The organism is Gluconobacter wancherniae NBRC 103581 (assembly GCF_007988885.1).
In the GTDB taxonomy this organism is placed as follows: Bacteria; Pseudomonadota; Alphaproteobacteria; order Acetobacterales; family Acetobacteraceae; genus Gluconobacter; species Gluconobacter wancherniae.
The window spans coordinates 1,030,874-1,047,819 of the sequence record NZ_BJUZ01000001.1; the positions used below are offsets into that span (position 1 = coordinate 1,030,874).

At 54.5% G+C, this 16,946-nt stretch carries 28 protein-coding genes and 1 tRNA gene; 14 read left to right on the forward strand and 15 right to left on the reverse strand.

Annotation, left to right across the window (positions count from 1 at the left end):
* Positions 1–3 precede the first annotated feature (3 nt).
* Genes GWA01_RS04715 through GWA01_RS04740 form a run of 6 tightly spaced genes read right to left on the reverse strand, consistent with a single transcriptional unit; the run spans position 4 to position 2,771 of the window.
* On the reverse strand, positions 4–819 hold the full coding sequence (locus GWA01_RS04715; protein ID WP_146794501.1) for a hypothetical protein: 816 nt from the start codon (positions 817–819) through the stop codon (positions 4–6).
* Positions 816–1,256, reverse strand: a complete 441-nt coding sequence (locus tag GWA01_RS04720; RefSeq protein ID WP_146794503.1) for a hypothetical protein — start codon at positions 1,254–1,256, stop codon at positions 816–818. Before GWA01_RS04720 ends, GWA01_RS04715 begins: the two co-directional genes overlap by 4 nt.
* Position 1,257: 1 nt before the next feature.
* Complete coding sequence (locus GWA01_RS04725) at positions 1,258–1,503, reverse strand: DUF2312 domain-containing protein (RefSeq protein WP_146794505.1); 246 nt, start codon at positions 1,501–1,503, stop codon at positions 1,258–1,260.
* Complete coding sequence (locus tag GWA01_RS04730; RefSeq protein WP_146794507.1) at positions 1,500–2,108, reverse strand: DNA cytosine methyltransferase; 609 nt, start codon at positions 2,106–2,108, stop codon at positions 1,500–1,502. Before GWA01_RS04730 ends, GWA01_RS04725 begins: the two co-directional genes overlap by 4 nt.
* The gene (locus GWA01_RS04735) at positions 2,105–2,323 is read right to left on the reverse strand and encodes a helix-turn-helix domain-containing protein (protein ID WP_146794509.1); all 219 of its coding nucleotides are present in this window, start codon (positions 2,321–2,323) and stop codon (positions 2,105–2,107) included. Before GWA01_RS04735 ends, GWA01_RS04730 begins: the two co-directional genes overlap by 4 nt.
* 19 nt (positions 2,324–2,342) lie before the next feature.
* Positions 2,343–2,771 carry a hypothetical protein gene (locus GWA01_RS04740; protein WP_146794511.1) on the reverse strand — a complete coding sequence of 143 codons (429 nt, stop codon included), beginning with the start codon at positions 2,769–2,771 and terminating at the stop codon, positions 2,343–2,345.
* Positions 2,772–2,866: 95 nt separating this feature from the next.
* Between GWA01_RS04740 and GWA01_RS04745 the strand changes: the two genes are divergently transcribed.
* Positions 2,867–3,046, forward strand: a complete 180-nt coding sequence (locus GWA01_RS04745; protein ID WP_146794513.1) for a hypothetical protein — start codon at positions 2,867–2,869, stop codon at positions 3,044–3,046.
* On the opposite strand, the gene GWA01_RS04750 is transcribed toward GWA01_RS04745, so the two are convergent.
* The 4 genes from GWA01_RS04750 to GWA01_RS04760 are packed head-to-tail and all read right to left on the reverse strand — an operon-like array spanning position 3,047 to position 4,292.
* Positions 3,047–3,367, reverse strand: coding sequence for a hypothetical protein (locus GWA01_RS04750; RefSeq protein ID WP_146794515.1), 321 nt, complete (start codon positions 3,365–3,367; stop codon positions 3,047–3,049). It lies immediately after the preceding gene.
* Positions 3,367–3,543 carry a hypothetical protein gene (locus tag GWA01_RS12975; RefSeq protein WP_186819458.1) on the reverse strand — a complete coding sequence of 59 codons (177 nt, stop codon included), beginning with the start codon at positions 3,541–3,543 and terminating at the stop codon, positions 3,367–3,369. Before GWA01_RS12975 ends, GWA01_RS04750 begins: the two co-directional genes overlap by 1 nt.
* On the reverse strand, positions 3,536–4,069 hold the full coding sequence (locus GWA01_RS04755) for a hypothetical protein (protein ID WP_146794517.1): 534 nt from the start codon (positions 4,067–4,069) through the stop codon (positions 3,536–3,538). The genes GWA01_RS12975 and GWA01_RS04755 overlap by 8 nt, the downstream gene beginning before the upstream one ends.
* Entirely contained in the window at positions 4,062–4,292 is a 231-nt protein-coding gene (locus tag GWA01_RS04760; protein WP_186819459.1) for a carph-isopro domain-containing protein, read from the reverse strand. The genes GWA01_RS04755 and GWA01_RS04760 overlap by 8 nt, the downstream gene beginning before the upstream one ends.
* A gap of 83 nt (positions 4,293–4,375) precedes the next feature.
* Between GWA01_RS04760 and GWA01_RS04765 the strand changes: the two genes are divergently transcribed.
* The 11 genes from GWA01_RS04765 (at position 4,376) to GWA01_RS04810 (ending at position 9,956) form a co-directional block, all read left to right on the forward strand.
* Positions 4,376–5,125, forward strand: coding sequence for a S24 family peptidase (locus tag GWA01_RS04765; RefSeq protein ID WP_146794521.1), 750 nt, complete (start codon positions 4,376–4,378; stop codon positions 5,123–5,125).
* A 7-nt stretch (positions 5,126–5,132) separates the two neighbouring features.
* Entirely contained in the window at positions 5,133–6,158 is a 1,026-nt protein-coding gene (rhuM, locus tag GWA01_RS04770) for a RhuM family protein (RefSeq protein WP_146794523.1), read from the forward strand.
* 91 nt (positions 6,159–6,249) lie between these two features.
* A complete protein-coding gene (locus GWA01_RS04775; protein WP_228118357.1) occupies positions 6,250–6,483 on the forward strand; it encodes a hypothetical protein in 234 nt (77 codons plus the stop codon).
* 140 nt (positions 6,484–6,623) lie between these two features.
* Positions 6,624–7,391, forward strand: a complete 768-nt coding sequence (locus GWA01_RS04780; RefSeq protein WP_186819460.1) for a BRO family protein — start codon at positions 6,624–6,626, stop codon at positions 7,389–7,391.
* Positions 7,391–7,708: a hypothetical protein gene (locus tag GWA01_RS04785; protein WP_146794529.1), complete on the forward strand. Its 318-nt coding sequence runs from the start codon at positions 7,391–7,393 to the stop codon at positions 7,706–7,708. The genes GWA01_RS04780 and GWA01_RS04785 overlap by 1 nt, the downstream gene beginning before the upstream one ends.
* Before the next feature lie 32 nt (positions 7,709–7,740).
* A complete protein-coding gene (locus tag GWA01_RS04790) occupies positions 7,741–8,031 on the forward strand; it encodes a hypothetical protein (protein WP_146794532.1) in 291 nt (96 codons plus the stop codon).
* Positions 8,028–8,498, forward strand: coding sequence for a siphovirus Gp157 family protein (locus tag GWA01_RS04795; protein WP_186819461.1), 471 nt, complete (start codon positions 8,028–8,030; stop codon positions 8,496–8,498). The genes GWA01_RS04790 and GWA01_RS04795 overlap by 4 nt, the downstream gene beginning before the upstream one ends.
* Before the next feature lie 2 nt (positions 8,499–8,500).
* Complete coding sequence (gene bet, locus GWA01_RS04800) at positions 8,501–9,382, forward strand: phage recombination protein Bet (RefSeq protein WP_146794538.1); 882 nt, start codon at positions 8,501–8,503, stop codon at positions 9,380–9,382.
* Entirely contained in the window at positions 9,379–9,552 is a 174-nt protein-coding gene (locus GWA01_RS12980; protein ID WP_186819462.1) for a hypothetical protein, read from the forward strand. The genes bet and GWA01_RS12980 overlap by 4 nt, the downstream gene beginning before the upstream one ends.
* Positions 9,542–9,736, forward strand: a complete 195-nt coding sequence (locus GWA01_RS04805; RefSeq protein ID WP_146794540.1) for a hypothetical protein — start codon at positions 9,542–9,544, stop codon at positions 9,734–9,736. The genes GWA01_RS12980 and GWA01_RS04805 overlap by 11 nt, the downstream gene beginning before the upstream one ends.
* Before the next feature lies 1 nt (position 9,737).
* Complete coding sequence (locus GWA01_RS04810; RefSeq protein WP_146794542.1) at positions 9,738–9,956, forward strand: helix-turn-helix transcriptional regulator; 219 nt, start codon at positions 9,738–9,740, stop codon at positions 9,954–9,956.
* On the opposite strand, the gene GWA01_RS04815 is transcribed toward GWA01_RS04810, so the two are convergent.
* The 5 genes from GWA01_RS04815 to GWA01_RS04835 all read right to left on the reverse strand — a co-directional run bounded on the left by GWA01_RS04815 (position 9,904) and on the right by GWA01_RS04835 (position 12,630).
* Complete coding sequence (locus tag GWA01_RS04815) at positions 9,904–10,725, reverse strand: tyrosine-type recombinase/integrase (protein WP_146794544.1); 822 nt, start codon at positions 10,723–10,725, stop codon at positions 9,904–9,906. The genes GWA01_RS04810 and GWA01_RS04815 overlap by 53 nt on opposite strands.
* Positions 10,726–10,823: 98 nt before the next feature.
* Positions 10,824–10,914: transfer RNA gene (locus GWA01_RS04820), tRNA-Ser, on the reverse strand.
* A 39-nt stretch (positions 10,915–10,953) separates the two neighbouring features.
* A complete protein-coding gene (locus GWA01_RS04825) occupies positions 10,954–11,589 on the reverse strand; it encodes a phosphoribosylanthranilate isomerase (RefSeq protein ID WP_146794546.1) in 636 nt (211 codons plus the stop codon).
* Complete coding sequence (pyrF, locus tag GWA01_RS04830; protein ID WP_146794548.1) at positions 11,586–12,296, reverse strand: orotidine-5'-phosphate decarboxylase; 711 nt, start codon at positions 12,294–12,296, stop codon at positions 11,586–11,588. The genes GWA01_RS04825 and pyrF overlap by 4 nt, the downstream gene beginning before the upstream one ends.
* A gap of 7 nt (positions 12,297–12,303) precedes the next feature.
* Positions 12,304–12,630 (reverse strand): LapA family protein, encoded by a 327-nt coding sequence (locus tag GWA01_RS04835; RefSeq protein ID WP_146794550.1) that lies wholly within the window; start codon positions 12,628–12,630, stop codon positions 12,304–12,306.
* A 576-nt stretch (positions 12,631–13,206) separates the two neighbouring features.
* Here GWA01_RS04835 and GWA01_RS04840 point away from each other — a divergent pair.
* Both GWA01_RS04840 and GWA01_RS04845 read left to right on the forward strand, forming a co-directional pair.
* A complete protein-coding gene (locus GWA01_RS04840) occupies positions 13,207–13,734 on the forward strand; it encodes a protein-export chaperone SecB (protein ID WP_146794552.1) in 528 nt (175 codons plus the stop codon).
* Positions 13,735–13,771: 37 nt separating this feature from the next.
* Positions 13,772–16,942: a glycosyltransferase gene (locus GWA01_RS04845; RefSeq protein ID WP_146794554.1), complete on the forward strand. Its 3,171-nt coding sequence runs from the start codon at positions 13,772–13,774 to the stop codon at positions 16,940–16,942.
* Positions 16,943–16,946: the final 4 nt, after the last annotated feature.

Genomic DNA, 16,946 nt, shown 5'->3' on the forward strand with positions numbered 1-16,946 from the left:
GGCTCAAACTCCCTCGATGTCGGGCACACCAGCCCATGCGGCGTTGACGGCAATTCGGCGGTCAGAATGCGCAGTCCGCTGCGGGATTGGCTGCATGCCGTCCTCACGCCGAACCCAGTTCCGCCAGGTCGCGTTCCAGTCAGCTTTGCGGCCCTTAGGGTCAGGAACACCAACCCAATAATCCCGGAAAACTGCCGCCGTTCGCTCAGGATCGACGCCGTTGGACCGGGCAAACTCAGCCATCTCCGGCGATGGTCGCCAGTCAGCGGGGAGGCGACAGGCCCGTTTTGATTTTTCCGATTTCGGATTTTGCGCGCGCTCACTCGAACGAAGTGAGAGTGTTCTTTCTGTATCTGCTTCTGCTTCTGTTTCTTGGTGTTTAAGGGGAGGGGTTGCGTTTGCGTTAAGGGAGGGGGTTAACCCCTCTGCGTCTTCACCCTTAACCTTGCGCTTTACCTTTCCGGTAATGTTGGGATTACCCCCTTTCTTACCGTTGGCAGCAGCTTCATCGCTGATGGCCTTATCCCTGACCATGCGGCGACTATAGATCGTACCATCGTCTGAGCGGCTGAAAACTCCGTTTTCTTCGAGTTCGGAGACGAGCTTCGATGCCTCTCGTTCAGAGCATCCGAGCACAGCGGAGAGATGCCGCATGTTCGGCGAACGTCCATTCACCAGCAGGTGCCCGACCGGATCAGCGTCTGCCATCAGGCACAGCATTTCGATCCATGCGCCGCGTACTGCGAGCGAGCACATCCGCAGCGCCGGATCGCGTTGCCAGTCCTGCCACCAAAATTTTGCCCATCTGCGCGCACTCATGCCGCCACCTCTGCACTCATAATTTCAGTGATCGTCACGACCGTCTTTTGCTCACACAGACGGCACTTCACGCCCCGCACTTCGAGCGTGAGATGCCTGGGTGCATCGTCCACGATGAATCCCAGACCGCGCTTGTTCTTCGTGCGCTGGCGAGCACCTTCCTTGCGGACATTGAGCAGTGCGGGCGTCGTCAGGCAATCCAGCAGACGCTTGGCAGAACCCCACAGATTGTCCGTGTCTGGCGTGCCGACCGAGTGTCGTTCGATCAGGACATGCGCCCGCTCAAAGGGCAAAGACGGGCGCAGATGGTACGCTGCTGCAGCCACCTGTCTCTGCATCTGGTTCTTCTGACGAGCTGCCGTGAAATGACTGTAGCCGGTTGTGCGGTTCACGAGCGGGAACGGCGCGGGAAGGGTGAAGGAGATTGTCCGGGTCATCTCACATCCCCAACGCACGGCGGTAGATATCAAGCAGCGTTTCCTGCTTGCGAAGGTGGATGATCTGCTTGATGACTTTCACGTCGAAACCCGCAGATTTTGCTTCTGAGAAAATGTCCTTGATGTCCCCTGAGAGGGCCTTGCGCTCTTCCTCCAGGCGCTCAACCCGCTCGATGATGGAACGTAGACGATCCGCCGCGATGCCGCCCGTTGCGGCGCTGTTGTGGCCTGTCATGTCTTGGGTCATAGCGCCATCTCCGAAATGCAGGTTGCAGGGGCATGAACACGGCCGCCGATCTGTTCAGCGAGAGCATCAGCGATGCCCTGATACGTCGTACTTCTGAGTTTCCAGCGGTCTTCCGATGGGGGCAGGAGATGCACCCGCGCTACACGCCCTTCCACGACGTCAGTCGGAACCAGCGGAGCAACATTTTCCAGCCAGAGGCATGTTGCCTTCGTCTCGCCGTGGCCGAACATCCACGGCTGAATGATCTGGTCGGGCTTGCGCCACATAGTGGACATGATGCTCACCGGATTTTCGATGACCTTTTTTGGAATGGAGCATCGCGCCAGCATCATGAAGAATGACACCGAAGCCTGCTGCCGCCCATCAAGACGCTTCGCAGCAAAGTGTCGTGCCCCACTGACAGACAGATCGGTGCAAGGCGGATGCGCGATCAACAGATCCCACGGGTAATCCAGAACGTCCCGCACATCGCCCTTGTAATGAGGTCCAGGCTTCTCGGTAGGGAGCAGGTCACAGGACATCGCGTCATGTCCGCGCTCGAGAAATGCATCCCTGACAACGCCACTGTATTCACAGGCAACCAGGACACTGAGTTTCCGCGTCATCGGTTCTGTCCCTTCATCGGGCGGATCGTTTCAATCACCGCATATCCGAGGGCATTCAGCACCCGATTGCGTGAATCTGTGCGGCCATTATTTACGGCCTGGGAAATGTCAGACTGGTTGATGCGGAGATTACGGGCGAGGGCATGCTGACCCCCCGCCATCTCGACCGCATCTGCAACGATTGATTTCGCTTCTGTAATCGGCAGGTCGCTCATCGCCCGTCTCCCATTTCCGCTATGCGGCGTTCGAGCCGGTCCGCGACGGCTGTGAACCGGTCGGCAAGGCGCTTAAGGGCAATGGCGGCACGGATCGCATATTCTGCTCTCCATCGGAGGCAGTGGATGCGCAGGCGCAGGTATCCTGTGCGCATAATTCATCCCATTCATGGCTTAGGGCGCGATAGACGGCGGCTTTGTGCTCTGCCTGTCTCGCTGCGCGCTCCAGATTGCTTCGATATGCCTCGACCAGCCGCAGATATACGTAGGCCGGAATACGCTCCCACTCGCCGTAAAACAGGCTCTTCGCCTGACGTTCAGTGAGCTTAAGAAGGCGCGCAAGGCGATGAGTTGTCTCTTTGACGCCAAGGCCTTGGCCGAACGTCTCAGAGATGGTTCGGGCCATAGACTGGGCGCTATGCGTCACACTCTCAGGTGAGGGCATCATGCACTTTTCCAATCTGGCGGAATTCTTTCCAAAAATTTTGGACACGGCTGACTCCATTCTTCGTCATGTCACTGAGCGAAGAACGGAGAACAGCGATGGAGGATATGTCGCCCCAGACACCACAGCTTGAACAAGACCTGGACGACCCGGTACTGGCCCGCGGCCTGATCCTGCAGGCGCGGATATGGGCAACTCTGCATCGTGGCATGTGCCAGGAGGTGAGGGACCACATCGCGCTTCGCGTTGCTGAGGAACTGGGGGCGAGCATCGGGTGACTACCGAAGATGCGCCGGGAACGGGGTGCTTCCCATGAATGCGCCCCACGTCACGGAATGACCGACCGGCTTCACCTCCGCAGAAAGTTGAGATTTCTGACGAGCAGATATGGTCGTATGACTGTTTTGCGCCCCGCGAATGCGCGCGCCCTGATCCCGGTCGGATTTCAGGGTGTAGCGTGCAATTGCGCTCTGAATGACGGTCAGGGCCGTATCAGCAGGCAGCCCCAGCTTTACCGATAGATCTGAGCGGGGAACGCCGGAACGGACAAGCATTTTGAGTTTGGCTTGGCGTTCGGATGTCCAGAGAACTCCACCCATCACTTGGCCCTCACTTGCATGACCTTACGGCCTGAAATGGACATCTCGCGCGTCTGCAAGTCATCAGAAAGTGCAGCGCGTGTAAGCGAGATCCTCGCACCCGGAGCAGGGACGTATTTGCCCTCTGCGTCCGAATACAGTGCAATTGTTGTCCATGTTTTGGGGAGGTTAGGCATCGCCGCTTCCTCCCTTCACGGAAGTATCGGCGCTATCGTCATTGCGGGGGTCGGCGGCAACCGAGTCCCCGCTTTCACCATCTGCCACTACAGAGGATGAACTGGAATGAGCGAAATTAGCCCCGACAGAGCCCTGAGAGATATCGCTGCAGGCATTGACGAGATCAGAGCCAGCGAAGCCCCGGTCATCTTCGCTGACCTCGTTATAGGTCAAGGTCAGGGAGCAGACGGCATTGTGAATGTGACTGTGGGCCAGTCGGTATATCTTCCCGCCGACGGGAATACTGCTCGGCACATAGGAAAGGCTGCCGCCCACCTCCGGCTCACTCCGACCGCTGCGAGAAACCTGATCAATGCTCTCAAGTCCGTCTTGGCTCTCAAAGAGAGGGGAAGCGCCCCGACCCACTAAGTAGTCTTCAATCTCTTTCGCCATGGAGATGACTTCAGATGCGGCCGTGAAACCGGTCAGCCGGCCAGAAAGCTCCATGGCAGTAGATAGTGCGTAGCGGCGAGTTTCCTCAGACATGAGCCGCCTCCTTCCGCTTGGTGCGGGTGGGGAGGGGCGGAAGGCAGGCCTTCAGCAGCTCATCAAGAGAGATGCCTGTGACATCTGCGATTGCAGGAACCCGGCTTGCCGGGATGCTTCCCTTGCGCTTCCACGATTGAACAGTGGAGGGCGAAAGGCCGAGCTTGCGAGCGAGTGGGCGTGTGCCCCCATGCTCCTCGATGAGGACGAGCGCTTTGGTCATGTGCGATATGTGCGACGTATTCACACAAAAAACAACGACTATTTCGCACATACATGTGCGTGCTTTTCGCACATAGTAACGGAATGACAGATTTGCCGGTAAGAGAACGCCTGAAATCCCTACGCTCGCGAGCCGGATATACGGTCAGAGAGTTTGCGCAGGCTCTTGGATATGAAGAGCGTTATTCGACGTATGCCTCTTACGAAGGGAAATATAAAAAGCCCTTCTTGCCTGTCGACCTGGTCAAGGGAATGCTCCCCTTACTCATTGACCGAGGCGATCCGCCAATTACGCCATCAGAGGTGTGGAATTTGGCTGGCGTAGCGCCAGGCTCAGAAGGAATTGCGGATAGCATCCAGCGAGCGGAGCGCGCAGAAAGAGCCAAGAAGCCAAACCACGGCGAAGTAGTCATCAATGAATTTGATGTCTCGCCACAGGCTGGTGGTGGCGCACTCGTTCCCGAGAATGGCGGGGATGGAGATATGCACGTCTCACTCGCCACATGGACGCTGCCGAAGGCATTCCTTGAGAACTACGTCCCAGATAGTTCCGGCCTTGCTGTAGTGCGCGTAATTGGCAATTCGATGGAGCCTGACTTCATGCCGGGTGACCGGGTTCTTGTGGACACGCACCACAAGATCCTGAGCCATGATGGTATGTATGTGCTTTGGAATGGCCACGGTGTGGTTATCAAGCAGCTTCAACTCGTCGCAATGAGTGAACCGCCGCGCGTCCGTATCATCAGCGTGAATAAGACATACGACACAGACACGGTTCTGCTTTCGGATATCGAGATCAACGGCCGCGTCGTTGGGAAGTGGACTTGGAAGTGAGGGTAGAATGAGTAAGCAATCAGGGCGCGTTGAAGACAAGTTCCAAAACGAACTTGTGCTAGCTCAGTATAAGACACCCGAATGTGAGATAAATTTTGGTCTCTCGGGCGACGGTGAGACGATCTGGGCCACCCAGGCACAAATCGCAGAGGCATTTGACGTCACCACCGCCACTATCAATCACCATCTGAAAAATGTGTTTGAAGAGGGTGAGCTTGATGAGAAAGCAGTTATTAGAAAATATCTAATAACTGCTAAGGACGGTAAGAACTACAACACGTTACATTATAATCTGGATGCGATTTTAAGTGTTGGCTACCGGGTAAGTAGTGCGAAGGCGACAAAATTTCGTCAGTGGGCTAATCGCACTTTGTCAGCCTTCGTTCAGCAAGGTTATGTTCTCAATGAAACAGTTCTTCGGGCATCTCCAGAAAAGCTAAATGCACTCGCAGCGAGGGTAAGAGCCCTACGCTCAGAGGAGCGTAGCGTCTATGAGAAAGTCAGAGAGTGCTTCAAGGTTAGTGCATCGGATTACGAGCCGTCTGCGCCAGAAGTTCGCAGATTCTACGCTCTCCTCCAAGATAAATTCCACCACGCCGTCACGCAGATGACCGGATCGAAATTAATCTTGGACCGGGCGGATCATACGGCCGAGAATATGGGAATGGTTTCTTTTGACGGCTCGGTACCAACCGCACGCGAAGTGAAGATTGGTAAGAATTATCTACGTCCCGAGGAATTATATCAGCTACACCTTCTCTCGGAGCAGTTCCTGTTGTTTGCTGAGAGCACTGCGCTTCGCGGCCAAAAAATGTCCATGGCTAGCCTCGGAGATCAGCTAGATCGATTACTTACCCTTAACAATTATCCAGTTTTTGAAGGGTACAAAGACTACTTGAAAGACGTGGCGATAGATCACGCTGTTGCAGAATTAAAAAACTATCGCGTGCGCCTAAAAATTGAGGGGGCCGGCCTCACATATGACCCTGAAGGGGTGGCGCTAGGCGAATACGACGACATTTTGAAGAACTAACGACACCCGGCTCAGGCCGGGTTTCTTTTTGTTTCATACTCGCCATGATCTTGCACAAGAAACCCTGCGTTATGAGGCGCAGGAGGTTCCTATGAACAAGATTGCAAAGATCGGTACGGCCATTGGCTTGGCTCTCGCGCTCTCCGCATGCTGGGGGCCCGGACCAGATGGTATGGGGGGTCCTGGAAATGGCGGTGGCCCCGGTGGAGGAGGTCAAGGCGGTCCCGGTGGCGGCTATAGCCAAGAGGGACCGGGCGGCGGAGGCGGCGGCAATATGGGCGACATGGGTGGCGGTGGCGGTGGCGGCCCAGGCAGCGGAATGTAAGATTGGGACCCAGCTTCGGCTGGGTTTCTTTTTGTGCGATGAAATCGATAAAATCATACATGTGCGATTTTATCGCTTGATATTTGTGTGAAAGTGTCGCACATATAGCCCCACGCCAGAACGGCGAGGGAGAAACGCTCGTGACAGAGATCACACTTTTCCGATTTGAAGATTTCGATGTGCTGGCTGCGATCCTCGACGGCGAGCCGCAGTTCGCCGCATCGCAGGTTGCCGCAGCGCTGGGGTATGCCGACACCGATCAGGCAGTTCGCAAGCACTGCAAGGCCGCAAAAACCTACCCCGTCGAAATGACGGGTCAGGTTCGCAACGTGAAGATGATCCCAGAACGGGACGTTTATCGCTTGGTTCTTCGCTCCAAGAAACCTTCAACCGAAGCATTCGAAGAAAAGGTCGTTGGAGAAATCCTTCCAGCCATCCGCAAAACAGGGGCCTATTCGGTTCAAGCTCCAGTCGTCCTGACTGAACGCGAAATCGTGGCGCAGGCACTCCAGATTACCACCCGACAGGTCGCGGAGCTGACGGCAGAGATTTCCACTCTCCGACCACAGGCCGAGGCATTCCAGATCATAGGTGAGGCAGAGGGAGAGCTTGGCGTCCGCGATGTCGGGCGCGAAGTGAAGTTGGGGCAGGCGTGGGTGACGGAAACGCTGCTTGCTCGAAAGTGGGCCTGCAAACAGGGTGGAAAGCTTCGTCCCGCACATTATGGCCTTGAGCACGATTACGTCTGTCTGCGTGCGAGTTCGTACAAATGCGGCATCACGGGCGAAACCAAGGTGCGCGATGATTTCAAGGTTACGCGCAAGGGCATCAATCGACTGGCGCAGATTATCGCCAACATCCGTGCTGCAACGCAGGCATCAGCCTCCCGCGAAATGGAGATGCACTAATGCCGAGCCAGTCCGAACGCATAGACGACGCGATCAATCCGATTGCAGACGTTATGAGCCGATCCGACGTGGGTGAGTATGAGGCCCTGAACGGCTTGTACGAGTTCTACGAAAAGAATGCGAAGAGCCTGCAGGAGCTACGCCAAGACAGCCGGATCGCGGGAAGTCTCTCGGGGGAAGTGCTTGGACTGATTCAGGCCTTCGAGGAAGAGGGCGAAAAAATCGTCAAAGAAATCGAAGCACTGGCTGACAAATATCGACCATCTAACATTACCGCTGAGCGCGCGGATTACATGAGAGACCTGGCAGCGGCCTGATCTCCGTCAAATAAACAACGGGAATTATGAAAATGCGTGAAACAGCAAACGGGAGAGGTGTGTCCAGAACGGATGCACGACAGCAGGCTGTCATCAACGAACTGACAGACCTCGTGACGGAATTCCTGCGTCTCTCAGACGAAATGACGACGCGCGGAGAGTTCACGTCAGCACAGGTTTATGCAGCTCGCGCCTCAGATGCCCGCATGAACCGGGATCAGCTCATTCTGGAAATGCAGGACCACAACCGGGGCGTTACCTACGCCCATGGATGCTGGAACCCTCCTGTTCGTTCTGGCTGGGTGCGGGAGTTGTTCTCATGAGTGAGGCACTCACACGCGAAACCCGTGACCTGCGGGACGTGGCGAACGCAGAATATGCCCAGTTCCTGAAGGGCGCGATGGTTGGCTTCAATGCAGCGTTTACGGCAATCCGCGCTGCAAATGATCCAGACAGCGCGGGCCTTAACCTGCTGTGCGCTTCTGAAGAACTTGAGCGTCAACTCAAAGCCTTCAGCGGAAAAATGCGGGCGACACTATTCAGCGAAATGCAGAGTACGGGTCAATTTCAGGTCGAAGGCGATGGTGTTGTGGCCGAACTTCGCGCTGGAGCCACGCGTGGAGCCGTGACTGACGCGAAGGTGCTTCAGGCCGCAATGCCGGAACTGTTCGTGCCACAGCCCGGCAAGGTGGACGCTGCCTGCCTTACAAAAATGCTCAAGGCCGGAATGACCGTCCCCGGCGCGGAGCTCACAACCGGCGCTCCGACGCTGGCAATCCGGAGGATCTGAACATGAACGCAGTAGCAAAAACGAGCCAGCAGATGGCGTCCGTTACCGAACGCGACCTCATGGATACGTTGAAGAACAGCCTCTATCCCGGCGCATCTGACGCAGCGGTGCATATGGTTATCGCGTACTGCCGCGCGGCTGGCCTCGACGTCATGAAGAAGCCCGTCCACATCGTCCCGATCTGGAATAAAGCGGCCGGTGGCATGATCGATACAGTCATGCCAGGGATTGCGCTGTATCGCATCGAAGCATCGCGGACAGATCAATATTTAGGAAAGAGTGAGCCCGAGTTCGGCCCGGTAAGAACAATGAAGCTGGGCGGTAGAGACGTCAGGTTTCCTGAGTGGTGCAAAGTTGTCGTGAAGCGTCTTGTTTCCGGACATCTCTGCGAATTTCCAGCAATGGAATTTTGGCTTGAGAATTACGCGACAGCCAAAAAAGATACAGATGCGCCCAATGCCATGTGGGCCAAGCGGGCGTTTGGGCAGCTTGCGAAATGCGCAGAGGCGCAAGCTCTGCGAATGGCATTTCCAGAACTCACCGGCGGTACGAACACGAATGACGAAATGGAAGGCAAGACTTTTGCCGAACCCGTCGACGTGACACCCAAACCCACGCAGATCAGAGAAGAACCCCCGGTAAATCACGCTGAATGGTTCCGATCACGTCTCGCAAATTGCTCTGACACGGATTGCGTGATCGCCCTTCAGAAGAAATGGGGCGAAACAGTCGAGAAAGCGCAAAGCGTCGGGCGCCCAATCAGCGACGAAGTGCTGGACGCTGTCATGGAACTGATCGCGGACCGCTATCAGGTGCTGCACGAACAAGCTGAAGCACGCCGTACCGATGAGCAGAACGTCGAGATTGAAGGGGTTCCAGCATGACCCGCGACCTGGACCAGAACATGAGCGCCGCGATCTGGGTGCAGCATATGGCCGAGACCCTGCGCGAGCTGGCGCGGGAGAACCGAGACAAACGCTGGGGTAGGGCGCTCGCGACTGACGATGTGCGCATGATGCGGCTCCAAGGGCGCTTTATCGGGGGTGAGACGTGACCCCGCACCCGATCCTAACCTTGGTCAATCACGCACTACGCTCTCTGTCCGTGTGGTTCCACGATGGAATCAGCGGGCATGGCTGGAGGTGGCGCCGGTGACTGACCTTCCAACAATCTGCGAGGCGCTGTGCCTCGTAATCCTGCTGATTATTGTGTCCGGCACTGAGCCGGGGAGTGTTTGAGATGAGTGAAACGCTGGATCAACTTCTTACAGCGCAAGAGGTGGCCGGCAAGCTACGGACCACGCAGAGCAACCTCTACCGCAAGATCAAGGCAGGGCGTTTCCCGGCCCCGATCCAGCTGAGCGTCCGATGCGTGCGATGGCGCGAAAGCGACGTGGTCCGTTGGCTCAATAGCTTGCCGACCTCCGCACCGTCTGAAGCAGACCTTGAGACGGCATAGCGTCCTTCAGGAGCAGATCGGCCCAATCCTGACTGATCTGCTTTCTGCGCTCCATATGCTGCGCCCGGTTGTATGCAGCCTCAACCGCGTCCTTGGGCACATGGGCCAACATCAAATCGATGATCGCCCTGTTCTCAGGTCGCCTTTCGTTCATTATGGACGAGAATGAAGCCCGGAACCCATGCGGAACATGCTGACCCGCATACCCGGCCCGGTTTATCAGACGGACACGCCGTGCGGTCTCACCAGCCTGCCTCTTCTCGATGGAATGGACCACGTCCAGTGCTATAGGAGGCGTGATGGCATCGAGGGACAAACCTCCGATCTTTGGGAATGCAAAGCGTTCCAATGTGCTTTGGACCTCGGACCGATGTTGAGGGGTCCACTGTTTGCCGTGTGCTGCGATCCACGCAAGCGCCACTGTGCGGAACTGGTTGTCTGTCCGGACAGCCTCGGCGCGTTTTTGTTGGCGGGTGAGGGACGGGTCCTGCCCATTACGTAGTTCTTCGCGAGCGCTTTCACGCGCGCGCCTGGCATTGATGAGACTGACCTCAGGGTAGGCACCAAAGGACAGAGCCTTTTCCTTGCCACCGAAGCGATATTTTAGGCGCCACAGCTTCGTCCCATTCGGCTTCACCAGCAGGTAGAGACCCTGCGAGTCACTGAGCTTATACGGCGATTCCTTGGGTGCGGCTTTGCGCACAGCTACGTCTGTCAGCACCGATACCCCCAGATCAAAAACGATACCCCCATTCGCATTGAGGTTCATGGTTTGTTCTCGTCATCAATGGACACAAACCAGATGGACGAAAAGGGCAGAAATGGCTGCTCTTGGTCAATAACAGTCACTAATGGTGGGGGTATCGCTGGCGGAGAGAGTGGGATTCGAACCCACGGTACGCTATTAACGTACACACGCTTTCCAAGCGTGCGCCTTAAGCCGCTCGGCCATCTCTCCTGTCGAGCGAGGCGGAACATATCAGTGTTTCTTGGAGAATCAACCCCTTTGGAAGGCTTTTTCTACAAATTTTTCGATCAGGCTATGTGATTTTACGCCGCGATCTTCTTCAACGCCTGAGGAAACATCCACTGCAGAAGCATTACTCATATCAATCGCTTGCAACACGTTGCTAGGAGTCAGCCCTCCAGCCAGAAGCCAGGGGGTGGGAGCAGTCCAATCTGACGTCAATGTCCAGTCAAATATCTTACCCAAACCACCGGGACGCGTATCTTCTTTGTCATGCGGGGCCTCAATCACATATCGGTTGGCATTTGCTTTCACGGGTAAATCTTTTTGCGAACGAATTCCCTTAGCTATCCACACTGGAACATCGAAATTCTGGCTTATGTGCTGGCCTTCTTCCTCACTGCAGTACACCTGAAGTGCGTCGAGAGGGACGATTTGCAGTGTCTTAGCAATAAGCTCCAGATTCGGTTTTACAAACAAACCTACTCTTTCTGGCCCCCCTGAGGCAGCTGAAGGCACAACTTCATTAATGCGGGCGGCCTCCAGAGCAGTAATAAATCGAGGTGAGGGCGGGTAGAATACGAACCCGACCCACTTAACACCGAGGCGCGAACATAAACGCATGGTGTCTGCGTCGCGCAACCCACAGATCTTTACATCCGTCACGCGGTGGCCAGTTCTTCCATGATTGCTCTGGCGGCATGGACAGGGTTCGCAGCGCGCGTAATGGGCCGCCCCACGACAATCCAATCAGCTCCGGCTTGAGCTGCTTCTGTGGGCGTCATTATACGCTTCTGATCGTCTGAAGCACTTCCAGCGGGGCGAATGCCTGGGACAACGAGTTCGGGGGCGTCCCCCAATGCATCGCGCAACGGAGCGATTTCTTTGGCTGAGCAAACAAGGCCATCTGCACCAGCCCGAATTGCCAACTTTCCAAGACGCAGAACCTGCTCTTGAGGAGACGCCGATACGCCGATTTCAGAAAGGCCCGCAGCATCCATGCTGGTCAGAACTGTTACGGCCAAAAGCTTTGGTCGACGCAGGGCATCTGGAAAAGCCTCCTGGAGAGCTTCCTTGGCCCGGGAAATCATCTCGGTACCGCCTGCAGCATGAATAGTGGTTAAGGCAGGCTGCACGTGTGCCAAGGATTTCAATCCATGAGCAACAGTGTTGGGAATGTCATGCAGCTTCAGGTCGAGGAAAAGTGTGCGCCCTGCAGACACCGTTTTAACCGCGTCAAAACCGCATGAATATGTAAACTCAAGCCCTAGCTTGATAGCATCCACATCAGATCCAAAAGCTGATACCCATGCCTCTGCCTGATCACGGCTCTGAGTATCAAGGGCAGCTATCAAGCGGGTACGTCTAGTCATCGAACAATCAGATCCGTTTTTCGGGGATATTTGCCGTTGGGGCGGCAGGGGTGTTTTGCAGGCGGTCCAGACGCTGATGCAGGTCGACCATCTGGGTCTCTAGCGTGCGGATATGGCTCTCTGCACGACGAGCTCTACTACGCTGACGTAGTTCTCCAATCCAGCCCGTGACCGTTCCGAAAAGGAGCCCGGCAACGCCCACGCCGAGTGCGAGGGTTCCAATTGAGAGGTGCCAGCCGAAGGAAATCAGCCAGATTGGTTCCAGGTCAGTATTGCTAAGAGCAAAAACAATAAGAACCGCAAGGAATATAACAATGATCAAAAGTCGCAGCATGGGTCCTGTCCTATAGCGCCAGATGGATCGCGGCAAGATTCGTAGGTCAGCAGAAACGAAATGAAGCCTGGCAAGCCAGGTATCAACACAAAGTACGCTGGCAGAATATAACAGTTAAAGCGTAGGGTCGTTTCAGGCCTTTCTGCAGGGCCGGTTAACAATCTGAAAATAAGCAAAGGGGCCGATTGTAGCCGACGGCGCTCCAAGATGCCCTTTCCCCATCTTATGAAGGAATTGAGAAAGGCTCTTGGTGCAGGATTTTGTTATCAATATCCAAACGATTATCTTGTGCCTCACACAGCATTCGCGAAAAAAATTGTATGCTTTCCAAACTTTTTATCATTTACTGAATAATAAGAAATTTTTCTCACTGACTAGAACGTCTATAGCCCTGAATAATTCATGAAACGCTAAGTTAGACGTCGTCATGGGAGAAAAATTTGAGGTCTTTATTATATTTCCCGCCACGAAATAGCATGTCTGGCCAAATTGCTGGCAGCGTGAGAAAAGCAACACAGGATATCGTCCGTCCGGCCTGAGAAGGGGCGGTCACTCATACAGTGTCTGAAGGGTAGAATGAACGAGCACGATCACGCTGATACGCTTGGAGGAGCTTCCAGCTCCAATAATGCTGTCAAACCTGCCAATGGCACACCCTCGCTTGTCATCGGCTCTCAGTACCTTCGTTCCATCTCGATGGACGTGCAAAATACTCCGGACGTTTTCCGCGACATCCCATCTCAGCCCCATCTTGCAATGGCACTCGACGTAACGGGAAGACAGCTTGCAGACGGACAGATGAGCTTTGAAGTGTGCGTTGTCGTGCGGGCACATGGTCTCGCGGCAGCTCCGACACAAGAAGAACCCAACCCACGCGTCCTTTACGATCTCAATGTCTCGTATGCTGGTCTTTTTGCCCTCAAGGACATTACTGCTCAGGATCAGGTTGAACCACTTCTTCTCGTTGAAGCTCCAACATATATTTTCCCAGCCCTTCGTGGGGCGCTCTTGAATACAATAAGAGAAGCAGGATTTCCGACGTCCAATATTCAGCCCGTCGACTTTGAGGCGCTATGGCATACACGTCGGGCGCAACAGGCCTGAAAACCCGCAATTTTTACAGGATCGGGGTTTTGCTCTGATGAAAGACTATATCCTCACGTCTCCTGCATTCTCGGGCCCCAATCCCCCTCTTTGGGGGATATTCGATCCCGGATGGTACCGCGAACATTATGGACGCCGACTGCAGCAGGAGATCAATGAGAGAGGAGAGGCCGATCCTGAAATATTAGAACTAAATGATTTGTGGCTTGAGCAGCACTGGAGCAATACCGGGGCCGCTGAAGGCTTTTCACCTAACCGTTTCTTCGACGAGGGGTGGTATCTTCGTGAGAATATTGATGTTCGCAATGGAGTAAAACGCGACGGGATTTTTGACGCCGGATTTCTACATTATTGTGAAAGCGGCTTTCGTGGCCGAACACCACACTGGCTCTTTTCGGAAGATAACTATTTTCGTGAAAACCCGGATCTCAGTCCACATGCACTGATTTCGCAGGGATATTGCAATGGCTACGACCATTATTTAAGGGTCGGAGACCTCGAGAAACGCATTTCTCACATTTTTTTTGATCCTGCCGTTTTTCAGGCTGAGTGTTTCAAATCCAATATTGTTTTTGATTTTACCAGAAGCGCATTTGGCCAGTTTCTAGAAGACGAACAACGTTCCTCTCTTCGTTGCTCGTGGTACTTTGATCCTCAGTGGTATCTTGAGAAGTATCCTGAAGTCAGAAAATCTATTGAAACCGGTCAATTCTCGGGGCCACTCCATCACTACCTAACTAATACTTCACCCGGAGATTTTGATCCCAATCCATGTTTCAGTGAAGCACATTATCGCGCCACATCGGCTGATGTGGCGGCAATTGTCGCGAATGGTGGTTTCCGCAATGGCTATGCACATTTCGTTGCTTTCGGCGCGAAAGAACTGCGCTCTCCACACCCAGACCTTGATCTTGCTGCTTTCTCACGCAAGCCCGAAACGACAAGAGCACTGCTTGAAGGGAAAGCAGCAGACGCATTTGCACTATGGATATCTGGGCAGATAAGTACCGAGACAGCACTTGAGACTGAAACTGCAACTCCAGGTCAGTATCGGGCTTTGGATTTTATGCGTGCTGATAGCCTTCTGCCGGGCGCAGTCCGTGCACCGATGGATTTCCGATGCTTGCATAGTCCAAAAACGAGTATCATTATCTGTGTAAAGAATGCTTTTCACGCACTTATGGCCTCATTAGGCGCTCTGCAAAGCAACACTCACAGCGATCTCCAGGTTATTGTTATTGATACGGGCTCTACAGATCAGACCCGTAATCTTGAGCGCTTTGCACGCGGTCTTGTCATACTACGCCCTCAAGATAGAATGAAGCATTCCCAATTACTTGCATTAGCTCTTGAAGAGACATCTTCAAAAAATATTCTATTGATGGAAGCTGGAGTTCAGCCGTTCCCAGGTGCCATCTCTGCTGCGCGCTTAGCTTTGCAAGATACAGATATCTCCGTTCTTGGGGGGCAGATCCTCAATCTTGATGGATCTGTAGCCGAAGCGGGCGCTATTCTGTGGAGGAATGGAAACCTGACCCGTTATGGCCAAGGGATGAAAGCTGGCGCCCCAGAAATTGCATTCCGCAGGGACGTGAGCACTTTCACGTCTGGAATGATTTTTTGCGATGCGAGCCGACTGGCAGAATGCGCGCCCAATGCGGATAAATTCCGCACATCAGATGCGAGGTACGCTGCCCTGTGTCTGATGATGGCGGGAAATGAAGGGCGCATCGTATACGATCCATCCGTTCTAGCGCGATCTCCCGTCCAATCGGCATCTGACGAGTTCAAGAAAAGTGAGGATCGTGCGGTTATTCGCCAGATGTTCGCTGGGTCGCTCTCACGTCAGCCTTTGACAAACACGCCACTCATGAAAGCCCGGGATGTCTCAGGACGACCAACCGTCCTGATCCTTTGTGAGGATATCCCACGTTTAGAACGTGGTGGGCAGGCACAGCGTGCGCTTTCTCTTATCACGGCACTGGACTCTGATGGCTACCAGGTCACGGTATTCCCCTTGAATGGCGGGGACGGGGACCGAATACTCAACGCGTTGGATTTTCCGCCAACAGTTGAAATCATGTCGCACTCTAATCTCGGTACGCTGGGAAGCTTTCTGGAAGATCGACCCAGCTGTTTCTCGTCGGTCTGGATCCTCGGCACCCGCACACTTCAGCGCTCATCTCCCCTGCTGGAGCAGTACGCCGCATGCCTCCCTGAGCGTGGCATCATCCTAGATACAAACCAGCTTCATTCGCTCGAAGAGCATCACCGCAGATTGGTCGGCTGCAATAATGACGAAGTCAAACTGCTGGCCGATACGGCAGGCGAGCTCTCTGCCGCATGGATATGCCAGTCTATCGTCGCCAGCAACGATGAAGAAGCGGATGTTCTGCGGAGACTGGGCTACACTCATGTACATGTACTCGGTCACTCTTTGCCAGAAGCCACTATAGAAATTCCGGACTTCGATCGGCGGAAAGGTCTTCTATTTGCCTTTCCCGTTTTGAATTCCGGGGACGCTGTGCACGATGGGCTCGACTGGTTCATGCAAAACGTCATGCGCAAGCTTGATCGGCTTTTACCGCCTGACGCTACGATGTTGATTGCCGGCTATCGAGGGGAAAGGGTTGATTTCACTCCGTATGGACGCTTCAGACGTATTGAGGCTCTTGAAGACCCCTCACATCTCAAAGATGCCTATCGTGATCGGCGGGTTCTCATTGCCCCAACCCGGGTTACCGGTGGCAAACCCTATGAAGTGTTGGCCGCTGCATCGGCAGGACTGCCGGGGGTACTAGGCAATAATATTTTTCAGCAGTTGAACTGGGCTGAAGGCGAATCTGCGCTGAATGGTGGCACGAGCGATGCAGATCGTTTCGCGCAGTCGGTAGCAAGCCTGTATGCTGATAAAGAACTGTGGACGCGCCTCAGTGCACATGCGCGAATTCAGGCTACGACTGATGCTTCAGCAGAGGGGTTCCGTTTAAAGATCTGCAGCATCATGGCAGATGCAATGCAGGAAAACGCCGTGCAGGGCTATGTTTTTGCGAAAAAAGAAGCCGCCCAAATCCCTTACATCCTGAACCCAGCTCCGCTAAATCTGGAACCACAGAAGCGTCCGGAGCCTGATACAGAGATACCTGAATCAGACGAAAGCCCGGACACACAAACGTTTTCACCCCGTCTGGGTATCTCCTTTACCTGAGCTA